The sequence below is a fragment of the Nitriliruptor alkaliphilus DSM 45188 genome, assembly GCF_000969705.1.
Classification (GTDB): domain Bacteria; phylum Actinomycetota; class Nitriliruptoria; order Nitriliruptorales; family Nitriliruptoraceae; genus Nitriliruptor; species Nitriliruptor alkaliphilus.
This window is the reverse complement of record NZ_KQ033901.1, coordinates 3,256,578-3,278,936: the sequence shown is the minus strand read 5'-3', so window position 1 is coordinate 3,278,936 and position 22,359 is coordinate 3,256,578. Positions and strand designations below refer to the sequence as shown.

The 22,359-nt window shown below is 70.0% G+C and carries 19 protein-coding genes; 7 read left to right on the top strand and 12 right to left on the bottom strand.

Annotated elements, in window-relative coordinates; all coding sequences use genetic code 11:
• Window positions 1–62: 62 nt before the first annotated feature.
• The 4 genes from NITAL_RS15255 (at window position 63) to NITAL_RS15240 (ending at window position 4,882) form a co-directional block, all read left to right on the top strand.
• Entirely contained in the window at window positions 63–1,853 is a 1,791-nt protein-coding gene (locus NITAL_RS15255) for an ABC transporter ATP-binding protein (protein ID WP_052667103.1), read from the top strand.
• A 272-nt stretch (window positions 1,854–2,125) separates the two neighbouring features.
• Complete coding sequence (locus NITAL_RS15250) at window positions 2,126–3,040, top strand: phosphotransferase (RefSeq protein WP_052667102.1); 915 nt, start codon at window positions 2,126–2,128, stop codon at window positions 3,038–3,040.
• 14 nt (window positions 3,041–3,054) lie between these two features.
• Window positions 3,055–4,056: a glycosyltransferase family 2 protein gene (locus NITAL_RS15245; protein ID WP_052667101.1), complete on the top strand. Its 1,002-nt coding sequence runs from the start codon at window positions 3,055–3,057 to the stop codon at window positions 4,054–4,056.
• Window positions 4,057–4,147: 91 nt separating this feature from the next.
• Entirely contained in the window at window positions 4,148–4,882 is a 735-nt protein-coding gene (locus tag NITAL_RS15240) for a hypothetical protein (protein WP_052667100.1), read from the top strand.
• On the opposite strand, the gene NITAL_RS15235 is transcribed toward NITAL_RS15240, so the two are convergent.
• The 8 genes from NITAL_RS15235 to NITAL_RS15200 all read right to left on the bottom strand — a co-directional run bounded on the left by NITAL_RS15235 (window position 4,813) and on the right by NITAL_RS15200 (window position 13,711).
• A complete protein-coding gene (locus NITAL_RS15235) occupies window positions 4,813–6,096 on the bottom strand; it encodes a glycosyltransferase family 4 protein (protein WP_052667099.1) in 1,284 nt (427 codons plus the stop codon). The genes NITAL_RS15240 and NITAL_RS15235 overlap by 70 nt on opposite strands.
• A complete protein-coding gene (locus NITAL_RS15230; RefSeq protein ID WP_052667098.1) occupies window positions 6,093–6,983 on the bottom strand; it encodes a glycosyltransferase family A protein in 891 nt (296 codons plus the stop codon). Before NITAL_RS15230 ends, NITAL_RS15235 begins: the two co-directional genes overlap by 4 nt.
• Before the next feature lie 20 nt (window positions 6,984–7,003).
• Window positions 7,004–8,002 (bottom strand): glycosyltransferase family 2 protein, encoded by a 999-nt coding sequence (locus tag NITAL_RS15225; RefSeq protein WP_052667097.1) that lies wholly within the window; start codon window positions 8,000–8,002, stop codon window positions 7,004–7,006.
• On the bottom strand, window positions 7,999–8,934 hold the full coding sequence (locus NITAL_RS15220; protein WP_083442204.1) for a polysaccharide deacetylase family protein: 936 nt from the start codon (window positions 8,932–8,934) through the stop codon (window positions 7,999–8,001). Before NITAL_RS15220 ends, NITAL_RS15225 begins: the two co-directional genes overlap by 4 nt.
• Before the next feature lie 39 nt (window positions 8,935–8,973).
• The gene (locus tag NITAL_RS15215; protein WP_052667095.1) at window positions 8,974–9,615 is read right to left on the bottom strand and encodes a methyltransferase domain-containing protein; all 642 of its coding nucleotides are present in this window, start codon (window positions 9,613–9,615) and stop codon (window positions 8,974–8,976) included.
• A 153-nt stretch (window positions 9,616–9,768) separates the two neighbouring features.
• On the bottom strand, window positions 9,769–10,629 hold the full coding sequence (locus NITAL_RS15210; RefSeq protein ID WP_052667094.1) for a glycosyltransferase family 2 protein: 861 nt from the start codon (window positions 10,627–10,629) through the stop codon (window positions 9,769–9,771).
• A gap of 109 nt (window positions 10,630–10,738) precedes the next feature.
• Window positions 10,739–11,914 carry a glycosyltransferase family 4 protein gene (locus NITAL_RS15205; RefSeq protein WP_052667093.1) on the bottom strand — a complete coding sequence of 392 codons (1,176 nt, stop codon included), beginning with the start codon at window positions 11,912–11,914 and terminating at the stop codon, window positions 10,739–10,741.
• An 84-nt stretch (window positions 11,915–11,998) separates the two neighbouring features.
• Complete coding sequence (locus NITAL_RS15200; protein WP_052667092.1) at window positions 11,999–13,711, bottom strand: carbamoyltransferase C-terminal domain-containing protein; 1,713 nt, start codon at window positions 13,709–13,711, stop codon at window positions 11,999–12,001.
• A gap of 176 nt (window positions 13,712–13,887) precedes the next feature.
• On the opposite strand from NITAL_RS15200, the gene NITAL_RS15195 reads away from it, so the two are divergent.
• The 3 genes from NITAL_RS15195 to NITAL_RS15185 all read left to right on the top strand — a co-directional run bounded on the left by NITAL_RS15195 (window position 13,888) and on the right by NITAL_RS15185 (window position 17,082).
• On the top strand, window positions 13,888–14,562 hold the full coding sequence (locus NITAL_RS15195; protein ID WP_052667091.1) for an IspD/TarI family cytidylyltransferase: 675 nt from the start codon (window positions 13,888–13,890) through the stop codon (window positions 14,560–14,562).
• Between the two features lie 101 nt (window positions 14,563–14,663).
• Window positions 14,664–15,746, top strand: coding sequence for an NAD-dependent epimerase/dehydratase family protein (locus NITAL_RS15190; protein WP_211262435.1), 1,083 nt, complete (start codon window positions 14,664–14,666; stop codon window positions 15,744–15,746).
• A 1-nt stretch (window position 15,747) separates the two neighbouring features.
• Window positions 15,748–17,082: a UDP-glucose dehydrogenase family protein gene (locus NITAL_RS15185; RefSeq protein ID WP_052667089.1), complete on the top strand. Its 1,335-nt coding sequence runs from the start codon at window positions 15,748–15,750 to the stop codon at window positions 17,080–17,082.
• A gap of 12 nt (window positions 17,083–17,094) precedes the next feature.
• Here the strand turns inward: NITAL_RS15185 and rfbC are convergent, their stop codons facing one another.
• From rfbC to NITAL_RS15165, 4 genes are all read right to left on the bottom strand, one after another.
• Window positions 17,095–17,646, bottom strand: coding sequence for a dTDP-4-dehydrorhamnose 3,5-epimerase (rfbC, locus tag NITAL_RS15180; protein ID WP_052667088.1), 552 nt, complete (start codon window positions 17,644–17,646; stop codon window positions 17,095–17,097).
• A gap of 44 nt (window positions 17,647–17,690) precedes the next feature.
• Window positions 17,691–18,941, bottom strand: coding sequence for a hypothetical protein (locus NITAL_RS15175; RefSeq protein WP_052667087.1), 1,251 nt, complete (start codon window positions 18,939–18,941; stop codon window positions 17,691–17,693).
• Window positions 18,942–19,014: 73 nt separating this feature from the next.
• Complete coding sequence (gene rfbF / locus NITAL_RS15170) at window positions 19,015–19,800, bottom strand: glucose-1-phosphate cytidylyltransferase (RefSeq protein ID WP_052667086.1); 786 nt, start codon at window positions 19,798–19,800, stop codon at window positions 19,015–19,017.
• 67 nt (window positions 19,801–19,867) lie between these two features.
• Window positions 19,868–22,087, bottom strand: coding sequence for an NAD-dependent epimerase/dehydratase family protein (locus NITAL_RS15165; protein ID WP_052667085.1), 2,220 nt, complete (start codon window positions 22,085–22,087; stop codon window positions 19,868–19,870).
• Window positions 22,088–22,359: the final 272 nt, after the last annotated feature.

Here is a 22,359-nt window from a genome sequence, read left to right as displayed (position 1 = left end):
CCCGACTGGCACACTCGTCCAGGGTGCCGATCCACCGGGGATGGGGCGCACCCGGAGGACGCATGACGCGCTGGCTGCAGCCGTACCTGATGCTCATCGAGCCGGGGAGACGCGCGCGTTGGGTGGGCGTCATCGTCCTGGCGATCGTCGTCAGCGGGATGGAGGCGACCGGGGCGATCCTCGTGTTCGGGCTCGTCAGCCTGACGACCGACCCGTCGAGCAACCTGGAGGTGCCCGTCCTCGGCGACGTCAGCCGCTGGCTCCCGGACATGCCGCACGACCAGCTCGTCCTCGTCTCGGCGATCGGCGTGGCGGCGTTCTTCCTCGTGCGCGCCGTCATCGTCCTCGGACAGCGCTACTACGAGACGCGGACGACCCAACTGACGGGTGTGGACATCTCGGTCCGCCTGCTGCAGCGGTACCTGCGTCTGCCGTACTCCTTCCACCTCCGGCGCAACTCGGCGGAGCTGATCCGGAACGCGAACGACTCGATCACCGAGATCCTCGGGTCGGTCCTGACGCCCGTCGTCCGCATCATCACCCATGGCCTGACCATCGTCGCGATGGTGGCCGTCCTGGTCGCGACAGCGCCACTGGCGACGTTGCTCGCCTCCGCACTGCTGCTGCCGCTCGTGCTCGTCACACTCCGCGTCGTCCAGCCGCGCACCAAGCGGCTCGGACGCATCAGCCAGCGCGAGGGCAAACGCAGCTACCAGGCGCTACAGCAGTCGCTCCACGGCTACCGCGACATCACCGTCCTGGGTCGTCAGGACTTCTTCCTCGAGGCCTTCCGCGACGCGCGGGCGACCATCGCGATGACTCGTTTCCGTCGCGCGGTCCTGAGCTCGTTCCCGAGGGTCTCGATCGAGGCAGCGGTCATCTGCTTCATCGCCGGGTTCGTCGCGCTCTCGGCGCTGCTCGGTGACGGTTCGGTGCGGTCGCTGCCGGTGCTCGGGCTGTTCGCCTACGCAGCGCTGCGGATCATGCCGGCGCTCAACCACGTCGTCAGCAGCTTGAACGCGATGCGGTTCGGCCGTGCCGCCCTCGACGACGTGCAAGCGGACCTGACGCTCCCGATCCCACCCCCGCCTCCCGATGTGACGCCGCTCCCCTTCGAACGGGAGCTGCGCCTGACCGGGATCGAGTTCCGCTACGAGGGCACCGATCGGTCGACGCTCCACGATATCGATCTGGTGGTCGAGCGCGGCGAGTCCATCGGCATCGTCGGCGCGACAGGCGCCGGCAAGAGCACCCTGGTCGACCTCATCGTGGGGTTGTCGAGCCCCACGACCGGAACCGTCACCATCGACGGTGTGGACCTGGCAGGCAACGAGCCCGCCTGGCAGCGCAACATCGGCCTCGTCTCGCAGCAGGTCTTCCTGCTCGACGACACGCTGCGACGCAACATCGCGCTCGGTGTGGCAGACCATGACATCGACGAATCGCAGGTCCTGGAAGCCGTCCGGCTGGCGCAGCTCGAGGACTTCGTCGCCTCCCTCCCCGACGGACTCGACACCGAGGTCGGAGAACGCGGCGTCCGCGTCTCCGGCGGCCAGCGGCAGCGTGTGGCGATCGCACGGGCCCTGTACCGCCGACCCGCCGTCCTCGTCTTCGACGAGGGCACCTCGGCGTTGGACAACCTCACGGAAGCAGCGCTGACCGAGGCGCTCGCACAGCTCCGCGTGGACCACACGCTGGTCACCGTGGCCCACCGGCTGTCGACCGTGCAGAGCTACGACCGCATCGTCCTCATGCACGAGGGACGGATCGTGGACATCGGACGGTTCGACGAGCTCACCCACCGCAGCGAGACCTTCCGCAGGCTCGCCCGCTGGTCGGATAGCGCGGTATGAGCGCGTCGGCACGGTCGGAGACGGACGCACGGCGAGGCCATCGGTCGGGCGGCGAGCGTTCGCTCGCCATCGCGTTGCGCGCACAGCGGGAACACCGGGCTGACCTGAAGCGCGACGCGCGGCTGCTACGCCCTGGGTTGTGGGTGACAGCGAACCCGAAGATGGCTCACCACTGGAGGGGAAACCCGCCGGAGCACCTCGCACGGTCGAAGCGAGCGGGCATCGGCTCCCGCGCCACCGGCATCCGAGGTCTCACGAAGCACGTCGTTCGCGTGCTGCTCTCGCTGGTCTGGATCCGTCGCCAACGGCCAGGTACCGGCACGGATCTCGACCACGTCGGCCGGTACTCCATCCGTCTGCCCAGCTCGTACACCCCGGAGACCGTCCTGTTCGATCTGGAGCGACAGCGGGTCCTGCGCATCCCGCGCGGTCCGGTCGCCGCCGCCCGCATCGACGTGCCGACGCGGATGGCGCCCCACGTACGCATCGCGTCGTTCGAGGTGCACGCCAGCGGCAGGTACTTCGTCGAGGAGCTCATCGAGGGGGCCACGCTCGCCGACGTCGATGAACCGGACCGCCGGCTCGACGCGATCGTGACGCTGCTGGCTGGGTACACCGATCTGGCACGCGCCGAGCGCTCCGGCTCCGCCAGCTCCCTCCTCGCTGCCACCCTCGCGGAGGCGAGCACGGCAGCGCTTCCGCCGAGGCTCGCTGCCTGGCTCGAGACGATGGCACCTCATCTCCTGCAGCGCGCGGCGGCCTGGCCCCTGGTGCCGTGCCACGCCGACCTGACGGCTGACAACGTGATGATCCGCGACGGTGAGCCGGTCCTGATCGACTTCGAGTGGGCGCGCCACCTGCCCTTCTTCTACGACCCCCTCTGGCTGATCCTCCGCGAGGCCTCGGACGGTCGAGGTCACGACCTGCTCGAAGCGTGCCTCGACGGCCGACTCGATCCGGCGATCTCCGCCCTGTGCGACGCGGCCGCGAGCCCGCCGGAGGACGTCACGACGCTGTTGGTCACCACACTGCTGATGCGCTGCTACACGGCAGCCACGAAGCACGGCGTCACCGACCGGGACCGGTTCGAACGGCACATCGCCCGCGGCTGGACGGCGCTCGACGCGCACGTCGACGTCCGCTCCTCAGCAGGTGACGACAAATCCAGCGGAGCACCGCAGACCTGACGGCAGAGGCCCCCATGTCCACATCGGCGTCACCCGCGGCCCCACGGATCGCGCCCATCGACGCCGACATCCGTCCGTTCTGGTCGGTCATGATCCCGACGTACAACGGCGACCCCCACGTGGCCGACGCGGTCGCCAGCGTGCTCGAGCAGGATCCCGGCCCGGACGCGATGCAGATCGAGGTGGTCGACGACTGTTCGACACAGGGTGATCCCGAGCGGCTCGTCAGGCGTGTCGGTGGGGACCGCGTGGGGTTCCACCGCCAACCCCAGAACGTCGGACATGGCGCGAACTTCAACACCTGCATCCGGCGGGCACGAGGGCACGTCGTCCACATCCTCCACGACGACGACAGCGTCCGACCCGGGTTCTACGCGCGCCTCGAACCTCCGCTGCGCGAGCACCGGGACATCGGTGCCGCCTTCACCCGCAGCATCTACGCGGATGCTGACGGCCACTGGAGGTCGTTCTCCCGAGTCGAGCGCTCGACGCCGGGTGTCATCGATGACTGGCTGGCGAAGATCGCCTCCGAGCAACGCACCACGACGCCAGGCATGGTGGTGCGCCGCTCGACCTACGAGGCCGTCGGCGGGTTCCACGAGATGCTCCGTGCCGAAGACTGGGAGATGTGGGTCCGGATCGCGACGCGCTTCCCAGTCTGGTACGACCCGTCACCGCTGGCCGTCTACCGGGTGGACAGACCCGGCTCGCTGACCGGGGTCGCCCAGGGGACCGCGAGGCTGGCCCACGACATGCTCATCGACACCGAGGTCGTGGCGTCGTACCTCGCCACGTACCTGGAGCCGGTTCGAGCCGAGGCGGCGCTCCGGAAGGCCAGAGGCATCTACGCCGGCTGGGCGATCGATGCCGCGTACGATCTCGTTCGGGCCGGGCGTCGTCGGGAAGCGCTCGACGCGTGGCGACTCGCGTGGCGATCGAGCGAAGCGAAGACCGTGCTCAAGGCGACACTCCGGACCCCTTTGGAGGCCCGTCTGACGGGCCGTTCGCGGCGCTGAGATGTCATCCCGACCGCGCAGCCAGAGCCTATACCGGGGGTACGTCGAGATGTTGGGGCTCCCCGGCGCGGGCAAATCCACGCTCGCCGAGATGGCTGAGCGGGACGTGGAGGTGCTCTCCATCCCCGGGCTCATCCAGCGCGAACGGCTCCGCGTTCGGCCGCTGCGCCGGCATCGCGTCGCCATGCGGCTCCTACCCGAGCGGCTCAAGCTCCGGGTCCTGACCGCGCCGACCCCAGATGCGAAGGACGCTGCGGCCTTCGCCATGGATCACCCGGACCACCGCGATGCGGTCATCCGTGCTGGCGATCTGGTGTCCGAGCCGGACCAGCGCGAGATCGCGGTGCCTCTGCTCTTCGAGAGTTGGTCGGAGTACGGGTTCGCCGAACGGGTGAGACGACCCGGTGACCAGGTGTTGTTCCACGAGGCCATCCTGCAACGGACCGCCTTCCTGATGGCCGTCGTACCGCCCGCCAGTGGCGCGGTGACCGACCTGCTGGATTCCCTCCCGCCACCGGATGGCGTCGTGCTCCTCGATCTCCCGCTCGAGCTCGCGATCGACCGCGTGGTCACGAGAGGCCGAGAGTTCCTGATGACCGAGGTCATGGCGTCGATGTCGCAGCAGATCGACGCGATCGTCGGACGCTTGCGGAGCCGAGGTGTTCCGGTCGCCGTCGTGCGAGCCGACCGACCGCCGAACCAGTCGCTGCCCGAGGTGAACGAGTTCCTCCGCGAACAGCTCCGCCGTGCCGACCGTCAGGGTCGGACCCCGCCGAACGACGCCTCGTTGGGTGCCGCTCGGCCGAACATGAACGAGCTGAGCTGAGCGCCGACCACCTCCAAGGAGTAGTTGGCCTCGGCACGATCGCGCGCTCGGCGGCCGACCTCGACGCGGAGGTCGCGGTCGTCGATCAGCCGGCCGAGCGCCGCCGCGAGTGCAGCAGCATCCTCACGCGGCACGACGATCCCGCCGGATCGTTCACCGTCGGGGAACAGGTCCGGAACTCCGGGAGCGTCAGCAGCGACGACCGGGAGCCCCACCGCCATCGCTTCGATCGGCGCCACGGGGAACCCTTCGTGTCTCGACGGGAGGACGAAGATGTCGGCCGCTGACTGGTAGAGCAGCAACTCGCTGCGATCCGAGACGTACTCGTCGCGCCACCGGATCGAGTCGAGCTCCGTGGCATCGATCCGCGCACGGAACTCGTCGGCGTCGTCGCCCGTGCCCACGAGCAGGAGGAGGACGTCCCGGTTCGGCCGCTGGCGACAGAGCTGCTCCCATGCCGCGAGCAGCACGTCGAGCCCCTTGCGGTGGATCGTGACACGCCCGTGCCACTCGACCACCTGCGTCGTGCTGGGGATGTCGAGCAGCCGTCGCGCTTCATCCTGCGGCCCCGGCGAGAAGGACGCCACGTCGAGTGCGTTCGGGATGGCGGCGAGACGCACCTGTGGGACGCCGTAGACCGCCCGGACCCGTCCCAGCTCGCGGCCAGAGCCGATGATCAAACCGGCACACGCACGCACCGTGCGCCGCCGGATCGACCGCTCCAAGCGGCTGTGGGGTCGATCGCCGCCCTGGAAGGATGCGAAGACCGGCCGCCGCGCGAGCCGCCCGAGGAGGACGGCGACGTCGAAGCGCGCGTGCTCGTACTCCTGCACGAGGAGCGCATCGGCGCCGCAGCGACGGATCTCGCGCAGTGCTGCGGCCAGCGGTATCGACCCGTACGACGCCAACGAGCTGAGTGACTTGCGCACGCTGGAGCGGCGGTACATCGACCGCAGCCAGCGGTGTCGGCGCGGCGCGGGGAGGATCACCACATCCGTACCCGAAGGCTCGTGCACGAACCGGCGAACCCCGTCGACCCGTGCGGACACGTGGATGAGCGTCGTCGCCACACCGACCGCGGCCAGGGCGTCGACGTAGCCGAAGAGCCAGCTGCCGGTGTACTCCGTACGGAAACGCTCGAAGGACACGTCGATCGTGTCGTGGAAGTCCTCGAACAGATCGCCCCACATGATCAACGCGATGTGAGAGCTCATCCGCTCCCTCTCGAGGTCAGCCGTCGACGCACCCGGGCGCGGACCCGACCTGCGCCGCGGCGGGCCGCGGCGAGCCGTGGATGGTGCAACGGCCACCACGCACGCTGCACGGCGGCCCAGATCCGTCGATCTCGAACGTCGCGAGCGCGCAGGTACCCCTCGTACCAGCTCAGGAACTCGCGGCGTGCGTCGTCGAGACCCTGCGTGCTCGTCGTCGTCACGATCTGGCCGGCGTGCCGCCGGTAGCGGTCCCAGCACTTGCTCGACACCCAGATCGGGGTCTCGAGGTAGGCCTTCGCGAGGAACCCCTGGTCCTCGAAGACCGGGCGGATGTGTTCCTCCCAGCCACCGATCCGCTCGATTAGCTCACGCCGGATCAGCCACGATGAGGGGCACGGGGCCACCCCCTTGCCGAGCGGGTACAGCAACCAGGCGAGATCCGGCGGCTGATGGACGCGGTCCTTCGGCGCCCCGATCGGCATGAACCGGTCCGCCACCGGCGACGCCTCGCCCGGCCAGCTCCACCAGTACAGCGACGTCCCGAAGAGCATCCCGACATCGGGGTGAGTCTCCAGGATGGCGACCTGCTCTTCGAGCTTGTCCGGTTCCCAGACGTCATCGGAGTCCAGGACCGCGATGTACCGCCCTCGTGCGGATCGGAACCCGAGGTTCCGTGTTGCCGGAGGCCCCCGGTTGGCGTGGCTGGCGTGCTCGACGTACGTGATCCGGGTCGGTTCCTGCTCGGCCCACCGTCGAGCGATGGCCGTGCTGCCATCGCGCGAACCGTCGTCTGCCAGGATCAGCTCCCAGTCCGTGTACGTCTGGGCGAACACGCTCTCGATCGCCTCGGGCAGGAAGTGTTCGTCGTCGTGGAAGATGAGCACCACGGACACGGTCGGCGGCGCCGTCACGGACGCGCCGCCGGTGGTGAGGCGCCCGCAGCTGCCAGCTCGGCCAGCAGATGGCGCACCTCGTCGGGCAGGTCGGCTGGCCCGCCTCGCTGACGCCCGTCACCGGCACGGCTCGAGCGCTGGGCCCGCGGCGGCATCGGCGGCCGGGGGTAGGCCGTGCGGAGCAGCCCACGTAGGCCACGCCGAGGTCGCGAACGTGCCGCGCGCAGGTACGAGAGGGCGGCCGGGAGGCGGCGGCCGGCACGCAGCCAGCTCATGGCGATCCACAGGTGCGTGGGCCCGGGATCCAACGCCTCACCTCCGCGCGCGTGACGCCACCGGACGTCGATGGTCGCCAGATCCTCGAGGATGCCGTTCGGGTTCAGCGACATCGCACCGGTGTGCATGCGGTAGCAGACCCCGATGCCCGCGGCGGCGGCGGGGAGCCCCGTCTCACGCAGCTTCAACCACAGGTCCCAGTCGGCGAGGTGCGCGAGCGCGGGGTCGAAACCGCCGACGGTGAGGAAGACCTCCCGGTCCACGAGCACGTTGGATGCGCCGGCGGGGATGACGTTCTTGCTCGGGAGCCGGGCGTGGACCTCCGCAGGGGTGGGTGGCTCCATGACCTGCCAGACGACGGGCCCCGCCTCGAACTTCACCGCCCCCGTGTAGGCCCAGCACCGCTCCGTCGAGCTGGCGGCATCCAACTGGCGCGCGAGCTTGGTGGGCACCCACAGATCGTCGTCGTCGCAGAACGACACCCAGGGTGCCCGTGCGGCCGCCGCCCCGCGGTTCCGCGCCGCCCCGACCCCGCCCGCCACCTCGTTGCGCAGGACGCGTACCGAGCCGCCCGCCAGCGACCGGACCGCCGCAGCGTCGCGGGGACCCGACCCGTCATCGACGACGATCACCTCGAGGGCGACGTCACGCTGGTCGAGGATGCTCTGGAGTGCTGGCACCAGGAGGGCGGCGCGATCGTGGGTCGGCACGACGACGGCCACCGCCGGTCCGGTCACGGCGAGGGCCTCGCCAGTCCTCGAAGGAGCGCGGCTCGGAAGGCGTCCAGCGGGAGGTGCCCGAGGTCCCAACGTCCGAGCATCATGGGATCGTGCCCCTTCGAGACGGTCCGCTTGCGGGTCGTCCACGCGCTCCGGTACCCCCCGGAGCGCACGACCGCGGCGACGCGGTCGTCCACGTGCCCGTGAGGGTACGCGAAGCGGACGATCGACACGCCGAGATCAGCCGCGAGCTCGGCCCGTCCGACGGTGACCGCGAGCTCCGCCTCGTGCTCACCCAACGTGGGGAGCGACGGATGCTGCCGCGTGTGGAACCCGATCTCCATGCCATCCGCCACCAAGGCCAGCGCGTGCGCGCGCGTCATCGGTGGCGGTCCGTTCCGCCTCGCGACCTCGCCCAGATCCTCGGCGTGCGGCGTCCCCGTGAGGGCCTGCGCGATCCTCGTCGCGTCGGCATCTCGTGGCAGCCCGTACGCGGCTGCGACGTTGGAGGCGCCCTCGGACCGGATCCTCGACTCGAGCAGCTCCCACCAGTACGGACCATCGCCCACGGCCCATCGGCCCGACAGGAAGAACGTCGCCGGGAGGCCGCGGGCACGCAGGAGCGGCAGCGTGTGCTCGACGTGACCTGCGGCGTCGTCGTCGAACGTCAGGGCGAACCGTGGCCGCGGACCGGGCTGTGGCTGCTCGAGCTCACCCAGAGGGACGATGTCGCCCAGGCGACCGAGCACGTCGAGCTGGTCGGCGAGGTCCGCCGTCGCCACCGTCCGCACGGTCTCGTGCGTCCTCGGACCGTCCGGCCCGATCCGGTGCCACAGCAGCGCGAGACCCCGACCCCGGAGACCGCCGATACGGCCGACCGCGCGGGCGGCCAGGGGCCGGCGGAGCAGCCGGTCCGCCGCCGGCTTGGCCCACCTCGTAACTGCCTGCATCGGTGCAGCGTAGCTGCGGGCCTCACGCGATCTGAGCGGTCAGTTCGGGGGAACGTCCACACGCGCACACACCAGGACCGGGAAACCCGGGTCGTGGTGTGTCAGCTCCGCCTGGCTGAGCTCCTCCGCGGCGAGCCCGTGGAGTGCGGCGACCGCGGCCACGAGGTTGCCGTAGCCCCGGACGATCGACCGTGCCTGTGGCGCGACCCGTTGCAGCAGCGCGTCGACGCCAGCCGGTTGGAACCGCCAGTAGTCGTTCTCGAACGGGACGTGGGCGTCGTGAGCCGAGATCCCGGGGAGGGCCAGGAGCAACGTGCCGCCCGGAGCCAGCGCGTCGACGCAGGTCCGGAGGGCATCGACCAGCGGGTCGACGTACTGCAGCGTCTGGACGATCACGAGGCAGTCGAAGTGGGCCGCGGGCAGGCTGCCCGCCTGCGCCAGATCCGCGACGATCGTCGAACGGGGGTTGCTCGCGTCGATGTCGATGACCTCGACCCGCGTCACCCGGTCACCGCCGAACTCTCGCACGTAGCGCGGTTCGGAGATCTCACCGGCCACATCACGGATCGCGTCCGACTCGGCGAGCAGGAACCGCCGGAGGTAGTAGCGGTCGACCGGGGTACCACGATCGAAGCCGAACGAGCGACTGATGGGTTCCGGCCGGCGGAGGTTGCCCCACACTGCCGGACGGATGACCCGCCGAAGCCGCTGACGCGACCGTGGCGGCAACCGGTCCCAGACCCTCCTCGGGCCGGGCCGCGGCTGTCCGAGATCCGAAGGCTGCCCCATCGATGCCCTCCCCACGGCGACCGTACCGTGCCCGACCGGACCGGCCTACGGACCACGCAGACGATGCTCGAGCCCGAAGCGCAGGCGGCCGACCCGCCAGCCGTGGACGAACAACCAGATGGCGAGGTGTTCACGGCTGCGGACCGTCGAGAGGCGTGGAAGCGCTGCGAACCAACCCAGGAGGTGACGCCACCGGTTCGGCGGCTGCATACCCGACGCGCGGAACCTTCGGTGGAGGCATGCGGTGCCCATACCCCAACTCCACCCCTGCCGGTACGAGCTCAGCAGGGAACCTCGGAGGCGGACGTGGACGACGGCCGCGGGCTCGAACGCCAGCGCGAAGCCGGCAAGCTGCGCTCGGAAGCACAGGTCGGTGTCCTCGAGCGCGGGGAGCGAGGTGTCGAACCCTCCGATCGCCTCGAGGACCTCACGTCTGGCCCCGAGGTTGCCCCCTCCCGCGAAGGGCAGGAACGGCGGGTCACCGAGCTGCAGACCGTGGGTCTGCCGACCGGCTGCGACGGCAGCGAGCGACGCTGGGTTCAGTTGCCCGTACTCGAGCGGGCCAGCGACCAGCGGATGCTCGTCCAGCGCGCTCGACAGCGCGGCGACCCACGCGGGGGCCACGACGTCGTCGGCATCGCAGAACAGCACCCGGCTGCCGGTGGCGTGCTCGACGCCGACGTTGCGGGCGTTCGCCACGCCGCCGCTGTGATCGAGGCGGATGATCCGGAGCTCGGCGAGACGAGCCGCGTGACCCCGCACGATGTCGGAGGTTGCGTCGCCCGAGCCATCGTCGACCACGACGACCTCGAACGGTGGCGCGTCCACCTGATCTGCGAGTGCCGTCAGCTGCTGACCGACCACCGGCGCGGCGTCGAAGCATGGGATGACCACGCTGATGTCCACCCCACCTCCCTCGACCCACCCCCGCCACCGCCGGGTCGAGCGCGCGGCGAGACCGGCGTCCGCGTCTCATGATAGACGTCGGGGCATCGCCGGTCGGGTTGCAGATGCCTCACGTGCCGGCGGCGAGTGCGTCCTCGATCCCGCCAGCGAACCGTTCCACCATGTTCTCGATGGTGTACCGCTCCGCGGACTCGCGAGCACGGGCCCCGAGCACGGTCCGGCGAGCCTGGTCAGCGAGAAGGTCGACGATCGCTCGCCCGTAGACCGATGGGTCACCCCCGTCATCGACCGCCACGCCGTTCACCCCCTGCTCGATGTAGGAGGCCTCCGGCCCGTGCGGGAAGGCTCGGCTGATGACCATCGGCGTTCCGGCAGCGAAGCTGTCGAGGACGGCGAGTCCGGCGCCGGCGGGCAGCAGCACCAGATCGGCGACCCTCAGCATGCCCGCCTTCGCGCTCCCACGGACGGGTCCGACCGGATGCACCCACTGCCTGGCCGCTGCGAAGCGTCGCAGCCTGGCATCCTCCGTCCCGGCTCCGGTGACGATCAGGTGGAAGTCCGGGGCCGCGGCGTGGACCGCCTCGCTCGCCTCGAACAGGTAGTCGAGCCGTTTGCCCGGTGCGAGGCTGCCGAGGTAGAGCCCGACGCGCCCGCCATCGAGTCCGAGCGACCGGCGCATCGCGTGGACATCGTCCTCCGTGAGCGCCGCCACACGATCGCGAAGTCGGATCGTGTCGATCGTGTTCTGGACCGCCGTGATGCGTCCGCGTGCTACCCCTAGTCCCTCGACGATCTCGGCAGAGAGATCGTTGTAGGCGAACCACCAGTGCGCACGGCGGCTTCCCATCGCCTTGACCGCTTCGCCGAGCCGGCTGGAGTCACGGACGTCGAGGTTGCGGCCGTGGCCCCACAACGCGACGCGACGGCGACCGAGGGCCTGTCCCGTGAACAGCAGGTAGTTGAGCAGGTGGCGGCTGCCCTGCTCGACGATGATCAGGTCGCTGCCGTCCAGCAGGTGCCAACAGGACTGCCACACCAGCTCACGGCCGCCCAGACGGAGGCGTCGGACAGGGACCCGGTGCGACCAGTGGAGGTCCACCCCGGACCGCCACACATCGCCGGTCATGTCGTTGCTGTGGACGAGGACGAGCTCGATCTCTGCCCGGCGCAGACGGTCGCGGAGGAGCTCGTAGAAACGCTCACGGTAGTGGAGCACGACCTCCTGGACGATCACGACCTTCCGCGGGCGGGTCAGGACCGGAAGCTGTCCCGTGGCATCCGTCACGGGACCCTCACCGTTCCTGGCCGTACGAGCTCGATCGTTCGGATCACACAACGTGGTGCTCCGTCAGGGTGGTCCTCAGGATCGCTAGGCCTTGCTGATCAGGTGGTTGCCGACGGCCAGATGCCGCAGCCCCGAGCTGCGCAACACCGAGACCGCGTCGGCCGCCGAGGACACGATCGGGTACCCGTGGAGGTTGAAGGACGTGTTGAGCACGACAGCACGGCCCGTCTTGTCCCGGAAGCCGGAGATCAGCCGGTGGAGGTCGGGGTTGTGTTCGCGGTAGACGATCTGGGGTCGCGCCGTGCGATCGTAGGGCTGGATCGCGGCCGGGAAGTCCTCGGGACGCTTGGAGTCGAACGTCATGATCATGTACGGCGCGACCATGCCGCGGGGGTTGTCGATGTAGTCGTCGCTCTCCTCGGCCAGGATCGCGGGCGCGAAGGGCATCCAGAAGTCACGGCTCTTGATCATGTCGTTGATGATGCGGACGACGTCAGGACGGGTCGGATCGGCGAGGATGGAACGGTTGCCGAGCGCCCGTGCGCCGAACTCCATCCTGCCCTTGGCCCGTGCGACGACCTCCCCCGCGACGAGCAGGTCGACGACGGCTGCTTCGATGTCGTCGTGCCGTTGCACGTGCATGCCGTCGCGGGCCAGCTCCGGCAGGAGCGCCTCGACCTCGACCTCCTCGATGCCCGGTCCCCAGTACACGTGACCGAGGGCCGGGATGCCGACGGGCTCCGTCGTACCGACCGACGCCGTCGCCTGGGCCTCGAACGCCGCCCCCATGGCGTTGGTCTCGTCACCACACGACGGGAAGATGAACAGGTCCTCGACCTCGTCGAGCCGGTAAATGCGTTGGTTCGCCTTCACGTTCATGAAGACGCCGCCACCGAGGGCGAGCTTGTGGACGCCGGTCTCGGCGATGGCGTTGCCGATCCACCGAGCGAGGTGCTCCTCGGTGAAGCGCTGCACACCGGCCGCGATCCAGTCGAACCGGTGCCGTTCGAGGCGCTTACGGAAGTACGGGTAGGCGTACTCCATGCTCGGCACGCTCTTGGTGCGCGTCCAGGACATGCCGCCAGGGTCGGTGAAGCGGAACATCCCCTCGAACTGTCGGTAGCTGCGTTCGCCACCCGGCTCGGGAGCGAACGGCGCCATCCCCATGAGCTTGTACTCGTGTTCGAGCGGGATCATGCCCGAGAGCGCCGTGATGGTGGCGTAGACGCTGCCGAGGGAGTCGGCTGCCTTGACGGTGGCGAGCTCGGGCGACAGGCGGCCTCGCTCGCCGATGCGGACGCTGGCCGAGAGGCCGTCGCCCTGCCCGTCGCAGGTGATGACGAGGACCGGATCCTCCTTCCAGGGCGAACCGTGGTAGGCGGCAGCCGCATGGGCCGTGTGGTGCTCGATGAACGTCGTTCGGTCGAGCGGGAGCCCCGAGTCGACCACGGACGCGAGCCGTTCCTGGCGTCGCTGCCTGCGACGGACGGCGTGGAGCGGCGTGCGCCGGGCGGCACGGCGCAGCTGCGTGACAGGGTGGTTCGTCCGCGCGTACGAGCGCACCAGGTCGGGGCCGGTGAAGCCGCCGATGATGTGCTCGCTCGCGATCGCCACCTCGTCCAACTCGTCCGGGCGGGTACCGGTGCTCGCGAGGCACCACGCCACGGCGCGGGCTGGGAAGCAGAACTCGTTCTTGATGCGCGAGAACCGCTCCTCCTGGACGGCGGCCACGACCAGCCCGTCGACGACCAGACAGGCGGACGCGTTGTGCTGGTCGTTGATACCCAGGATCTTCATCGTGCTAACCCCCTCGTGCGCGTGTCACCGCGCACCCCACCGAGGAACGTACCGCCGCGCCGACCTCCGAGGCGGCTGGAGCACGCGACACCGCTGCGGCAGCGCCGGACTGCGAGTTACGCTCCCGGGCCGAGGACCGGTTCGTCCCTGGTCACCAGTTACAGGAGGTCGGCCACGTGGATCGCCGACACGAGCGTCGTTCCGAGGTGGGTCAGCGGACCTGCGCGCTCGTCCTGGCGGCCGGCGAGGGCGCCCGCTTCGGGCGGCGCAAGCAGTTCGTGAGCGCTGCGGGACACCGCCTGGTGGATCTGGCTGTCCGAGCCGCCACCAGTACCTGCGACCGTGTCGTGCTCGTGCTGCCGGCCGGTCAGACATGGGACGGCCCGCCGGTCGACGCCGTCGTCGTCGGAGGCGATGACCGGGGTGCATCGGTGCGTCGTGGACTGGACGCGATCGACGAGACCCACGGCACCGTCCTGATCCACCAGGCCGCCAACCCGTTGGCGTCGACCGGGACCATCCGGGCGCTCCTGGCCGCCGTCGACGCCGGCGCCGCCGCGGCGGTGCCCGGCCTTCGGCCCGCGGACCTGGCGCGCCGAGCGCCCGACGGGGTGCTCGGCGAGGTCATCGGTCGGGACGATCTGGTTCTGGTCCAGACACCGGCCGCCTTCCGACTCGACGTGCTCCGGGCGGCGCACGCCAGGGGCGGCCCGGCCATCGAGGAGACCACACTCGTCACGGCGTGCGGCTTCGCGGTCCAGATCATCCCGGGCGATCCTCGCAACCTCCACGTCGCGACCCCGGAGGATCTGGAGATCGTGGCCGCCCTCCTCACCGCTGCCCGGCGTTAGCATCCCGGCTCGGTGCGCCGGCCGGACAGGGCAGACTGGGCGGTGTCACGCACCGAGTGAGGGCTCCGTTGACGACCGCCGGATCGCACACGCTTCCCGAGGTGGCCACACGCGACCTCGATCGGCTCACCGATCGGCTCCACGACGCCTTCGCGGCCATGGCCGGTGCGGAGCTGCTGATCACGGGCGGCGCAGGCTTCCTCGGCTACTACCTCGTGCAGGCGCCGCTGGCTTGGAACGCGGTGAACCCGAGCCAGGACCCGATCAGGGTCACCGTCCACGACAACTTCCTCCGCGGCGTGCCGAGCTGGCTGTCCGGCCGTGACGATCGCGCGCTGCGGGTCGTGGAACGCGACGTCATGGTCCCGCTGCCGACGACGGAGCCACGTTTCGACCACATCATCCACGCGGCGTCCGTGGCGTCGCCGACCTACTACCGCAGGCATCCGATCGAGACGATGGACGCGAACGTCGGCGGGCTGCGCGTCCTGCTCGACCATGCGGCAGCGCGCGCCGACACGGCGACTCCCGTACACGGGCTGCTCTTCTTCTCGACCAGCGAGATCTACGGCGACCCCGACCCGGCAAACATCCCCACGATCGAGACCTACCGTGGGCAGGTCTCGTGCACCGGGCCGCGCGCCTGCTACGACGAGTCCAAGCGCTACGGCGAGACGCTCTGCGTGAACTTCGCCCACGCACGCGGCGTCGCCGTGACGATCGCCCGCCCCTTCAACAACTACGGACCCGGTCTCCGCATCGACGACCGGCGGGTCCTGCCCGACCTGGCACGTGACGTCCTCGCCGACCGGGACGTGGTGCTGCTCTCGGACGGCCGAGCGACGCGGACCTTCTGCTACGTGATGGATGCCGTCGACGGGTACTACCGGATACTCACAGCCGGCCGCCCGGGTGAGCCGTACAACATCGGCGCCGACCGCCCGGAGATCTCGGTTCGAGAGCTTGCCGACCGGGTCGTCGACGTCGCACACCGGTTGACCGGTTACGCGGGTCAGGTCGTGCAGCGCACCTCGGACGACCCTGACTACCTGACCGACAACCCGAGCCGTCGCTGCCCGGTCATCGACAAAGCCCGGACGGAGCTCGGCTACGAACCGGAGGTCGAGCTCGACGAGGGCCTCGAGCGCGCCCTGCGCTGGTACCTCGCCGAAGGGGGCAGCTGACGTGCGCATCTCGATCGTCGGGACCGGCTACGTCGGGCTGGTCTCGGGTGTCTGTCTGGCCCACCTCGGTCACGACGTGGTCTGTGTCGACCTCGACGCGGAGAAGGTGGCCAGCATCAACGCCGGCATCTGTCCGATCCACGAGGTCGGCCTGGCGGAGCTGCTCCGGGGTGTGCTCGGCGAGAGGTTCCGGGTGACGACGGATGTGATCGCGGCGATCGCCGAGACGGAGGTGACGATGCTGGCCGTCGGCACCCCCTTCGGAGAGGACCGCATCGATCTCGGACAGATCGAAGGCGCTGCCGATCAGCTCGGCCACGCGCTCGCCAGCATCGATCGCTACCACGTCGTGGTCGTCAAGAGCACCGTGGTGCCAGGCACCACGGAGGACGTCGTGGGACCGGTGCTCGAGGCGCGCTCCGGGCGCCACCTCGGCACCGACATCGGGCTCGCCATGAACCCCGAGTTCCTCCGGGAGGGAGCGGCCGTCGAGGACTTCCTGGCACCCGATCGCATCGTGCTCGGCGGCATCGACGAGCGGACCCTCGACGTGTTGACCGAGCTCTACTCGGTGTTCCAGGACGTGCCCGTGCTCCGCGTCGACCCCAGGACGGCGGAGATGATCAAGTACTCCTCGAACGCGCTACTGACGACGCTCATCTCCTTCTCCAACGAGATCGGCAACCTCTGCGGGGAGCTCGGTACCGACGTCACCGAGGTGCTCGGCGGCGTTCACCTCGACCGCCGGCTCTCCCCCGTCGTCGACGGCGCACGGATCTCGCCGGGCGTGCTCAGCTATCTCGAAGCCGGCTGCGGTTTCGGCGGGAGCTGCTTCCCGAAGGACGTCAAGGCGCTGGTGGCCCACGGCGAGGCCGTGGAGGTCGACATGCCGCTGCTGCGCTCCGTCCTGGCGGTCAACACCGCGCAGCCCGGCGTGCTCGTCGATCGCCTGCGCCGCCACCTCGACCCCAGGGGCGCCCGCGTCGCGGTGTTGGGCGCGGCGTTCAAGGCCGGCACCGACGACGTGCGGGAGTCTCCCGCACTCGCGGTGATCTCCCTGCTCCGCGACGCCGGCGCTGAGGTCGTCGTCCACGACCCAGTCGCGCTGGTGCACGCCGAGGCGGCGCTCGGAAGCGACGGGATCTCGTTCGTCGACGACCTCGCCACGGCGATCGACGGCGCCGACGCCATCATCCTCGTCACGGCCTGGCCGGAGTACGCCGCACTGCCGGAGCTGCTCGCCGGCCGCTCGACCTTGCTCGTCGACGGCCGGCGGATGCTGACGCCGGACGCGTTCCCTCGTTACGACGGCATCGGGTTCCCCGCTGACATCTGACCCGAGCCCACGTCAGTCCTGACCAGGGAGGTCCGCCTCGCTCAGAGGTGGCAGCGAGGCGTCCTTCTCGGAGAGCCCGCTCGGGGGGAGGGGCCACGAGATCGCCAGCTGCGGATCGGCGTGATCGATCCCCCGCTCGTGCTGCGGCGAGTAGCTGACGCTCGCGTGGTACAGCGTCCGCGTCCCGTCGACGAGCGCCTGGTACCCGTGTGCACACCCAGCAGGGACGTAGAGGGACACACCGTCCTCGGCCGACAGCTCGGCGCCGGCCCAGCGCCCGAAGGTCGGCGAGCCGGGACGGCTGTCGACGACCACGTCAAAGATCGCACCCTCGGTGCACCGCACCAGCTTCGACTCGGCAGCGGGCGGCAGCTGGTAGTGGAGCCCTCGGACGGTCCCCGCCCGTTCGGTCGCCGTGAGGTTGATCTGTGCGATCGTCACGTCGAGGCCGTGGGCAGCGAACTCGTCGGCCGAGAACACCCTCGCGAACCAGCCACGTGCGTCGGCACGCCGTTCGGGTCGCAGCAGGAACGCACCCGTGACGTCCAGCGGTTCGAACTGCACACGCTCCTCCGTCTCCTCGCGACCAACGAGCCGACCACAGGTTCTCAGGGCATCGAGCGGTGCAGGTCGACGAGGAGTGCGTCCTCGTCGAGCTCGACGTCCTCGAGCGTGACCGGGCGATCGATCCCCACCGACCGACGCAAGGTCGCGTGCTCGGCCAGACCGACCGGCAACAGGTGCTCACCCTCGTCACGGCTCGCGGCGACGCCGTAGCAGGCGTCGCCCCCGATCCCGTCGAGCACCTCGCCTGCGGACAGGTCCCGCTTGGCCACCGCGGCACACATCGCGACGGCTTCCGGGGTCCGACGACCGAGTGGTGGTCCGCCCCACACGACCTGCTCGATCGTGGTCGGGACCTCCATGTGGATCAGGTGGTAGGGCCGGAAAAGGGGGTACCACGGGCCGTCCCCGAGCTTGCCGTACCGCAGGTAGGGCGCATCGACGTCAGGATCCGTCGAGCTCGCGAGGACCAGAACGCCCCCGCCGAAGTCACCGCCGAGGGTGTAGTGGACGCTGCCCGCCGGCACCCCCGCTGTCCGCACGTCGTCTGCGGCCCGGGCCAGCTCGGTGCGCACCCCTGGCGTCCCGATCCGCGGCGGCGTGAGGCCACTGAGGTTGCCGACCACGACGTTCTCGATGTGCATCTTCGTGCCATCACCGAACGCCGTTGTCATCGCCACGCTGGTGCCGTCACGCTCGGCGAAAGGCTGGCTGTCAGCACGGTTCTGGTGGGTGTTCAGGTTGCGCTTGCAGTTGAGCGCGACGGCGACCTCGAGGCCGAGCGCGTGAGTCTCGTCGATCATCCGCAGCAGGACGCCGGGTTGGTCGCCGTCGGCGATCGAGTAGGTCGCACCGTTCGCCGCAGCGACCGCATCGAGGTGGTGTCCGAGCAGGGCGTCGACCTCGGCGTTCATGGACACCACGTGGCGACCGCGCCCGAGGGCATCGAGCAGGACACGCGTGCCGTGTTCCATCGCGCCTGTCGCCTCCACGACGACGTCGATGCCGCGGACCTCGGGGAGGATCGCCGCGTCCGACGCGACCGCCGGTCGTCCTTGCGTGACCGCCTCCGCCAGCACGGCCGGATCGTCGCTGCGCACGATCGCGTCGACCTCGTAGCCCGCCAGCTCCAGGATCCGGGCCGCCGTACCTGGGCGTCGGTTGACGACCAGTGGCGCCGCCATCGATGCCCTCCTGGCCAGCCGGTGCACGAGGCCGCGGGCCACGAAGCCAGCACCGACGACCGCGACGACGATCGGATCGGCCTCGGACGCGCGTGTCACAGGCGTCAGCATCCGGCGGCTCCTCGGACGAAGGTGCTCGCATGCGTGCGACGATCCACGAGGCTCGCTCGATGGATCTGGACGCTCACGCGACAGCCCAGGGGGCACGACGTTGCGACCAGAGCTCCTCGAGGAGGTTCTTGTCGCGGAGGGTGTCCATCGGTTGCCAGAAGCCGCGGTGTCGGAAGGCGGCAAGCTGCCCCTGGCGTGCCAGGCGTTCCATCGGGTCACGCTCCCACACCGTCCCGTCACCGTCGATGTAGTCGATCGCGTCGGGCTCGAGCACGAAGTACCCGCCGTTGATCCAGGCCTCGTCGCCACCGTCCCCGTTCGCCGGCTTCTCCTGGAAGGCCGCGATCCGATCCTCTCCCTTCGGCAAGGTCATGGCACCGAACCGGCCGGGTGGCTGGACCGCGGTCAGGGTCGCGAGGACCCCGGACCGCCGGTGGAAGGCGATCAGTTCGTCGATGGCCACGTCGCTCACACCGTCACCGTAGGTGAGACAGAAGGTCTCGTCCCCGATGTACGGCCGCGCGCGCCGCACCCGGCCACCGGTCATCGTCTCCAGCCCGGTGTCCACGAGGGTCACGCGCCAGGGCTCGTTCGCCCCGCGGTGCACCGTGACGTCACCGGATGCCAGGTCGACGGTGATGTCGGACGCGAGCCGCCCGTAGTTCAGGAAGTAGTCCTTGATGATGTCGCCCTTGTAGCCGCAGCAGACGACGAAATCCTGGACGCCGTAGGCGGCGTAGTACCGCATGATGTGCCAGATGATCGGGCGTCCCCCGATCTCGACCATCGGCTTCGGACGGACGGCGGTCTCCTCGCTCAAGCGAGTCCCGAAGCCCCCCGCGAGTATCACTGCCTTCACCGGCTCGCCTCACGCCCTCGACCCCGAACGGAGCATAACCAGGATCCCGTGGACGGTGGCGTCATGTCTAGGCGAGCCGTGCCCAGCGGCTGAACTCGGCGGTGAGACGCATACCCTCGTCGAGGTCGAAGCGCGGGCGGTAGCCGAGCAGCCGCCGGGCCTTGTCGATCCGCAGGCGGGCCGTCGAGCAGTAGAGCGCGGTGTCATCGGTCGATGGTACGTGGATCAGTTTCCGAGCCGCTGCATACCCGTACCTCGGCGATGGCTCCTGACCGCCTGTCACGAGCTCCTTCAGAGCCTCCCAGCCCTGCGCAGGGAGGACGTCCACGAGCAGCCCAGCCGTGCGCTGTGCCGCCGGCAACCGCTGCAGCGTCGCGACGGTGTCAGGGTTGGCGACGGCTCGACGGAGCCCGCCGGCGGTGACTCGCAACAGATGACGGCGGGTGCGGCGGCGTTCCCGCCGGGCGAGGCGCGGCAACAGCCCGCTCGGCACGTCGAGGACCGCCTGGTGGCCGACCATCGCTTCGAAGGCGGCGTAGAACCCCCGCCAGCTGACCGGCTCGGCGGCGGACACCAGGAACACCTCACCGGTGACGTCGTCCGCTGTGGCGGCCGACACGATGGCGTCCGCGAGGTCGTCCACGTAGACCGCGTTGCACACACCGTGCCCGCCATCGGGCAGCGCGAGCACGCCAGCGGAGAGCTGCTCGATGATCCGCGCGGTCCAGACCCGTCCCCACGGTCCGTACACGATGGGCGGTTGGATGACGACGACAGGGAGGCCGCAGCTGCGGTGGAGCCGCGCGAGGAGGCGTTCCCCCACCTGCTTCGACGCGACGTAGCTGTTGGGCGCACGTTCGTACGTTGAGGTCTCGGTGAGGTCGCCCTGATGACCGTTGCCGTAGACGGCGGCGGAGCTGACGTGCACGAGCCGTTCGACGCCCGCCCGCAGCGCAGCCTCGGCGACGAACTCCACGCCGCGGACACCGGACCGATGGTTGAGCCCGCTGGTGCGGATGTCGTGGGCACAGTTGATGACGACGTCGCAGCCCTGGACGGCCGTATCCACGGCTGACGGGTCCTCGATCGCCCCCCGAACGAACTCGATCGGCAAGCGCGCCAACCGCATGGCGGTGGCGGGTGAGCGGATCAGCGCCCTGACCTCGGCCGCATGCTCGAGCGCGAGCTTCTCCGCGACACGGCCGCCGATGAACCCAGTGGCGCCCGTGACCAGTACCCGCTTGCCCGCGAGCGGGCCCGACCGCTCGTCGACGGTCACCCACGGCAGTCGGAGCGGACGTCGTGCGGCGTAGCACGCTTCGATGAGCGCGATCGAACGTGCCGCGTCCTCAGCCGAGAGCACCGTCGGGCGGCCGGTGGAGATCGCACCGAAGAAGTCGTCGTGGACCGTGCGGAACAGATCGTGGAGGTCGTGGCCCCGGGCAGGGCCGGCCGATGTGGATGGCGGGCCCGCCACGATCTCGCCGTCCACCTCCAGCTCGAGGCGGTCGGTGCCGATGCCCGCCGTGAGCGTCGCACGCTCTCCGACGAAGGTGACGGTCTGGTCCAGATCGCGGGTCCGGCTGAGCTCCACGCAGATGTGGGCACCCGTCGGCGACGCAAGCTCGAGGAGCACGTCGGCCTCGACGCCACCGTGGCTGTCGTCGCGGTAGTCGACGACCTCCACGTCACCGAACCAACCGACCACCAGGTCGAGCACGTGGCTGCCGAGATCGAGCAAGGTCCCTCCGCCCGCCATCTCGCGCCGCAGGAGATGGTCGGTGGCAGCGGGCCATCCGACGCCGGCCCCGTAGGCGATGCGGATCTCGCCCACGGGGCCGAGCAGCCCGGATGTGAGCATCCTGCGCGCGGCCGTCACACCGCCGGAGAATCGGAAGGGCAGGGCCGGGACCAAGATCCTGGCGTTCCGACGTGCTGCCTCGATCATCGCTCGGCAGGCGTCGGCGGTCGGCGCGAGCGGCTTCTCGACGAGGACGTGCACCCCTGCCTCGAGCAGATCGACCGCGACGGGTGCGTGCAGATGGTTCGGCACGGTCACGATCGCGGCGCGCACGCCCCTGGCGGACAGCTCCGTGTGGTCCGCAGCGACGACAGGAACCTCGAACCGGTGGGCGAGTTCTTCGACCCGCGACGTATCGGGGTCCACGATGGCCCGCAGCTCGACATCCGACCGTTCACGGAGCAGCGGTAGGTGGAACCGGGTCGCGATCGCTCCGCAGCCGATCACCGCGATCGGGATCCGCCCCTCCGCACCATGAGCATCCATCCGCCCCCCATGCCTCGCCTCCCATCGAGCTAACCACGCGACTCGCCGCGGCGCCCACGGATCGGTCAGTCGAGGACTGACCAACGTCGTTGGTTCGGCCACGTTCTGCGACAACGCGACGACCGGTCGGGGTTCGAGCGTTAAGCTCTGCGATCACACGGGGAGTGGGGTACGTCCTTCGTGAGCAGAGTTGCACCGGACTCGGCAGTGGCGCGCGGGCACGCGTCTTGTGGTCGCGCGCAGCGATGGGGGGCCACGAACGGGTGGATCGG

Coding starts and splice junctions, on each gene's coding strand:
- NITAL_RS15175 (WP_052667087.1), bottom strand. CDS start 18,941: ATGCTGACGCCTGTGACACGCGCGTCCGAGGCCGATCCGATCGTCGTC.
- NITAL_RS15235 (WP_052667099.1), bottom strand. CDS start 6,096: ATGAGCTCTCACATCGCGTTGATCATGTGGGGCGATCTGTTCGAGGAC.
- NITAL_RS15240 (WP_052667100.1), top strand. CDS start 4,148: ATGGCTGAGCGGGACGTGGAGGTGCTCTCCATCCCCGGGCTCATCCAG.
- NITAL_RS15165 (WP_052667085.1), bottom strand. CDS start 22,087: ATGGATGCTCATGGTGCGGAGGGGCGGATCCCGATCGCGGTGATCGGC.
- NITAL_RS15220 (WP_083442204.1), bottom strand. CDS start 8,934: ATGCAGGCAGTTACGAGGTGGGCCAAGCCGGCGGCGGACCGGCTGCTC.
- NITAL_RS15200 (WP_052667092.1), bottom strand. CDS start 13,711: ATGAAGATCCTGGGTATCAACGACCAGCACAACGCGTCCGCCTGTCTG.
- NITAL_RS15255 (WP_052667103.1), top strand. CDS start 63: ATGACGCGCTGGCTGCAGCCGTACCTGATGCTCATCGAGCCGGGGAGA.
- NITAL_RS15245 (WP_052667101.1), top strand. CDS start 3,055: ATGTCCACATCGGCGTCACCCGCGGCCCCACGGATCGCGCCCATCGAC.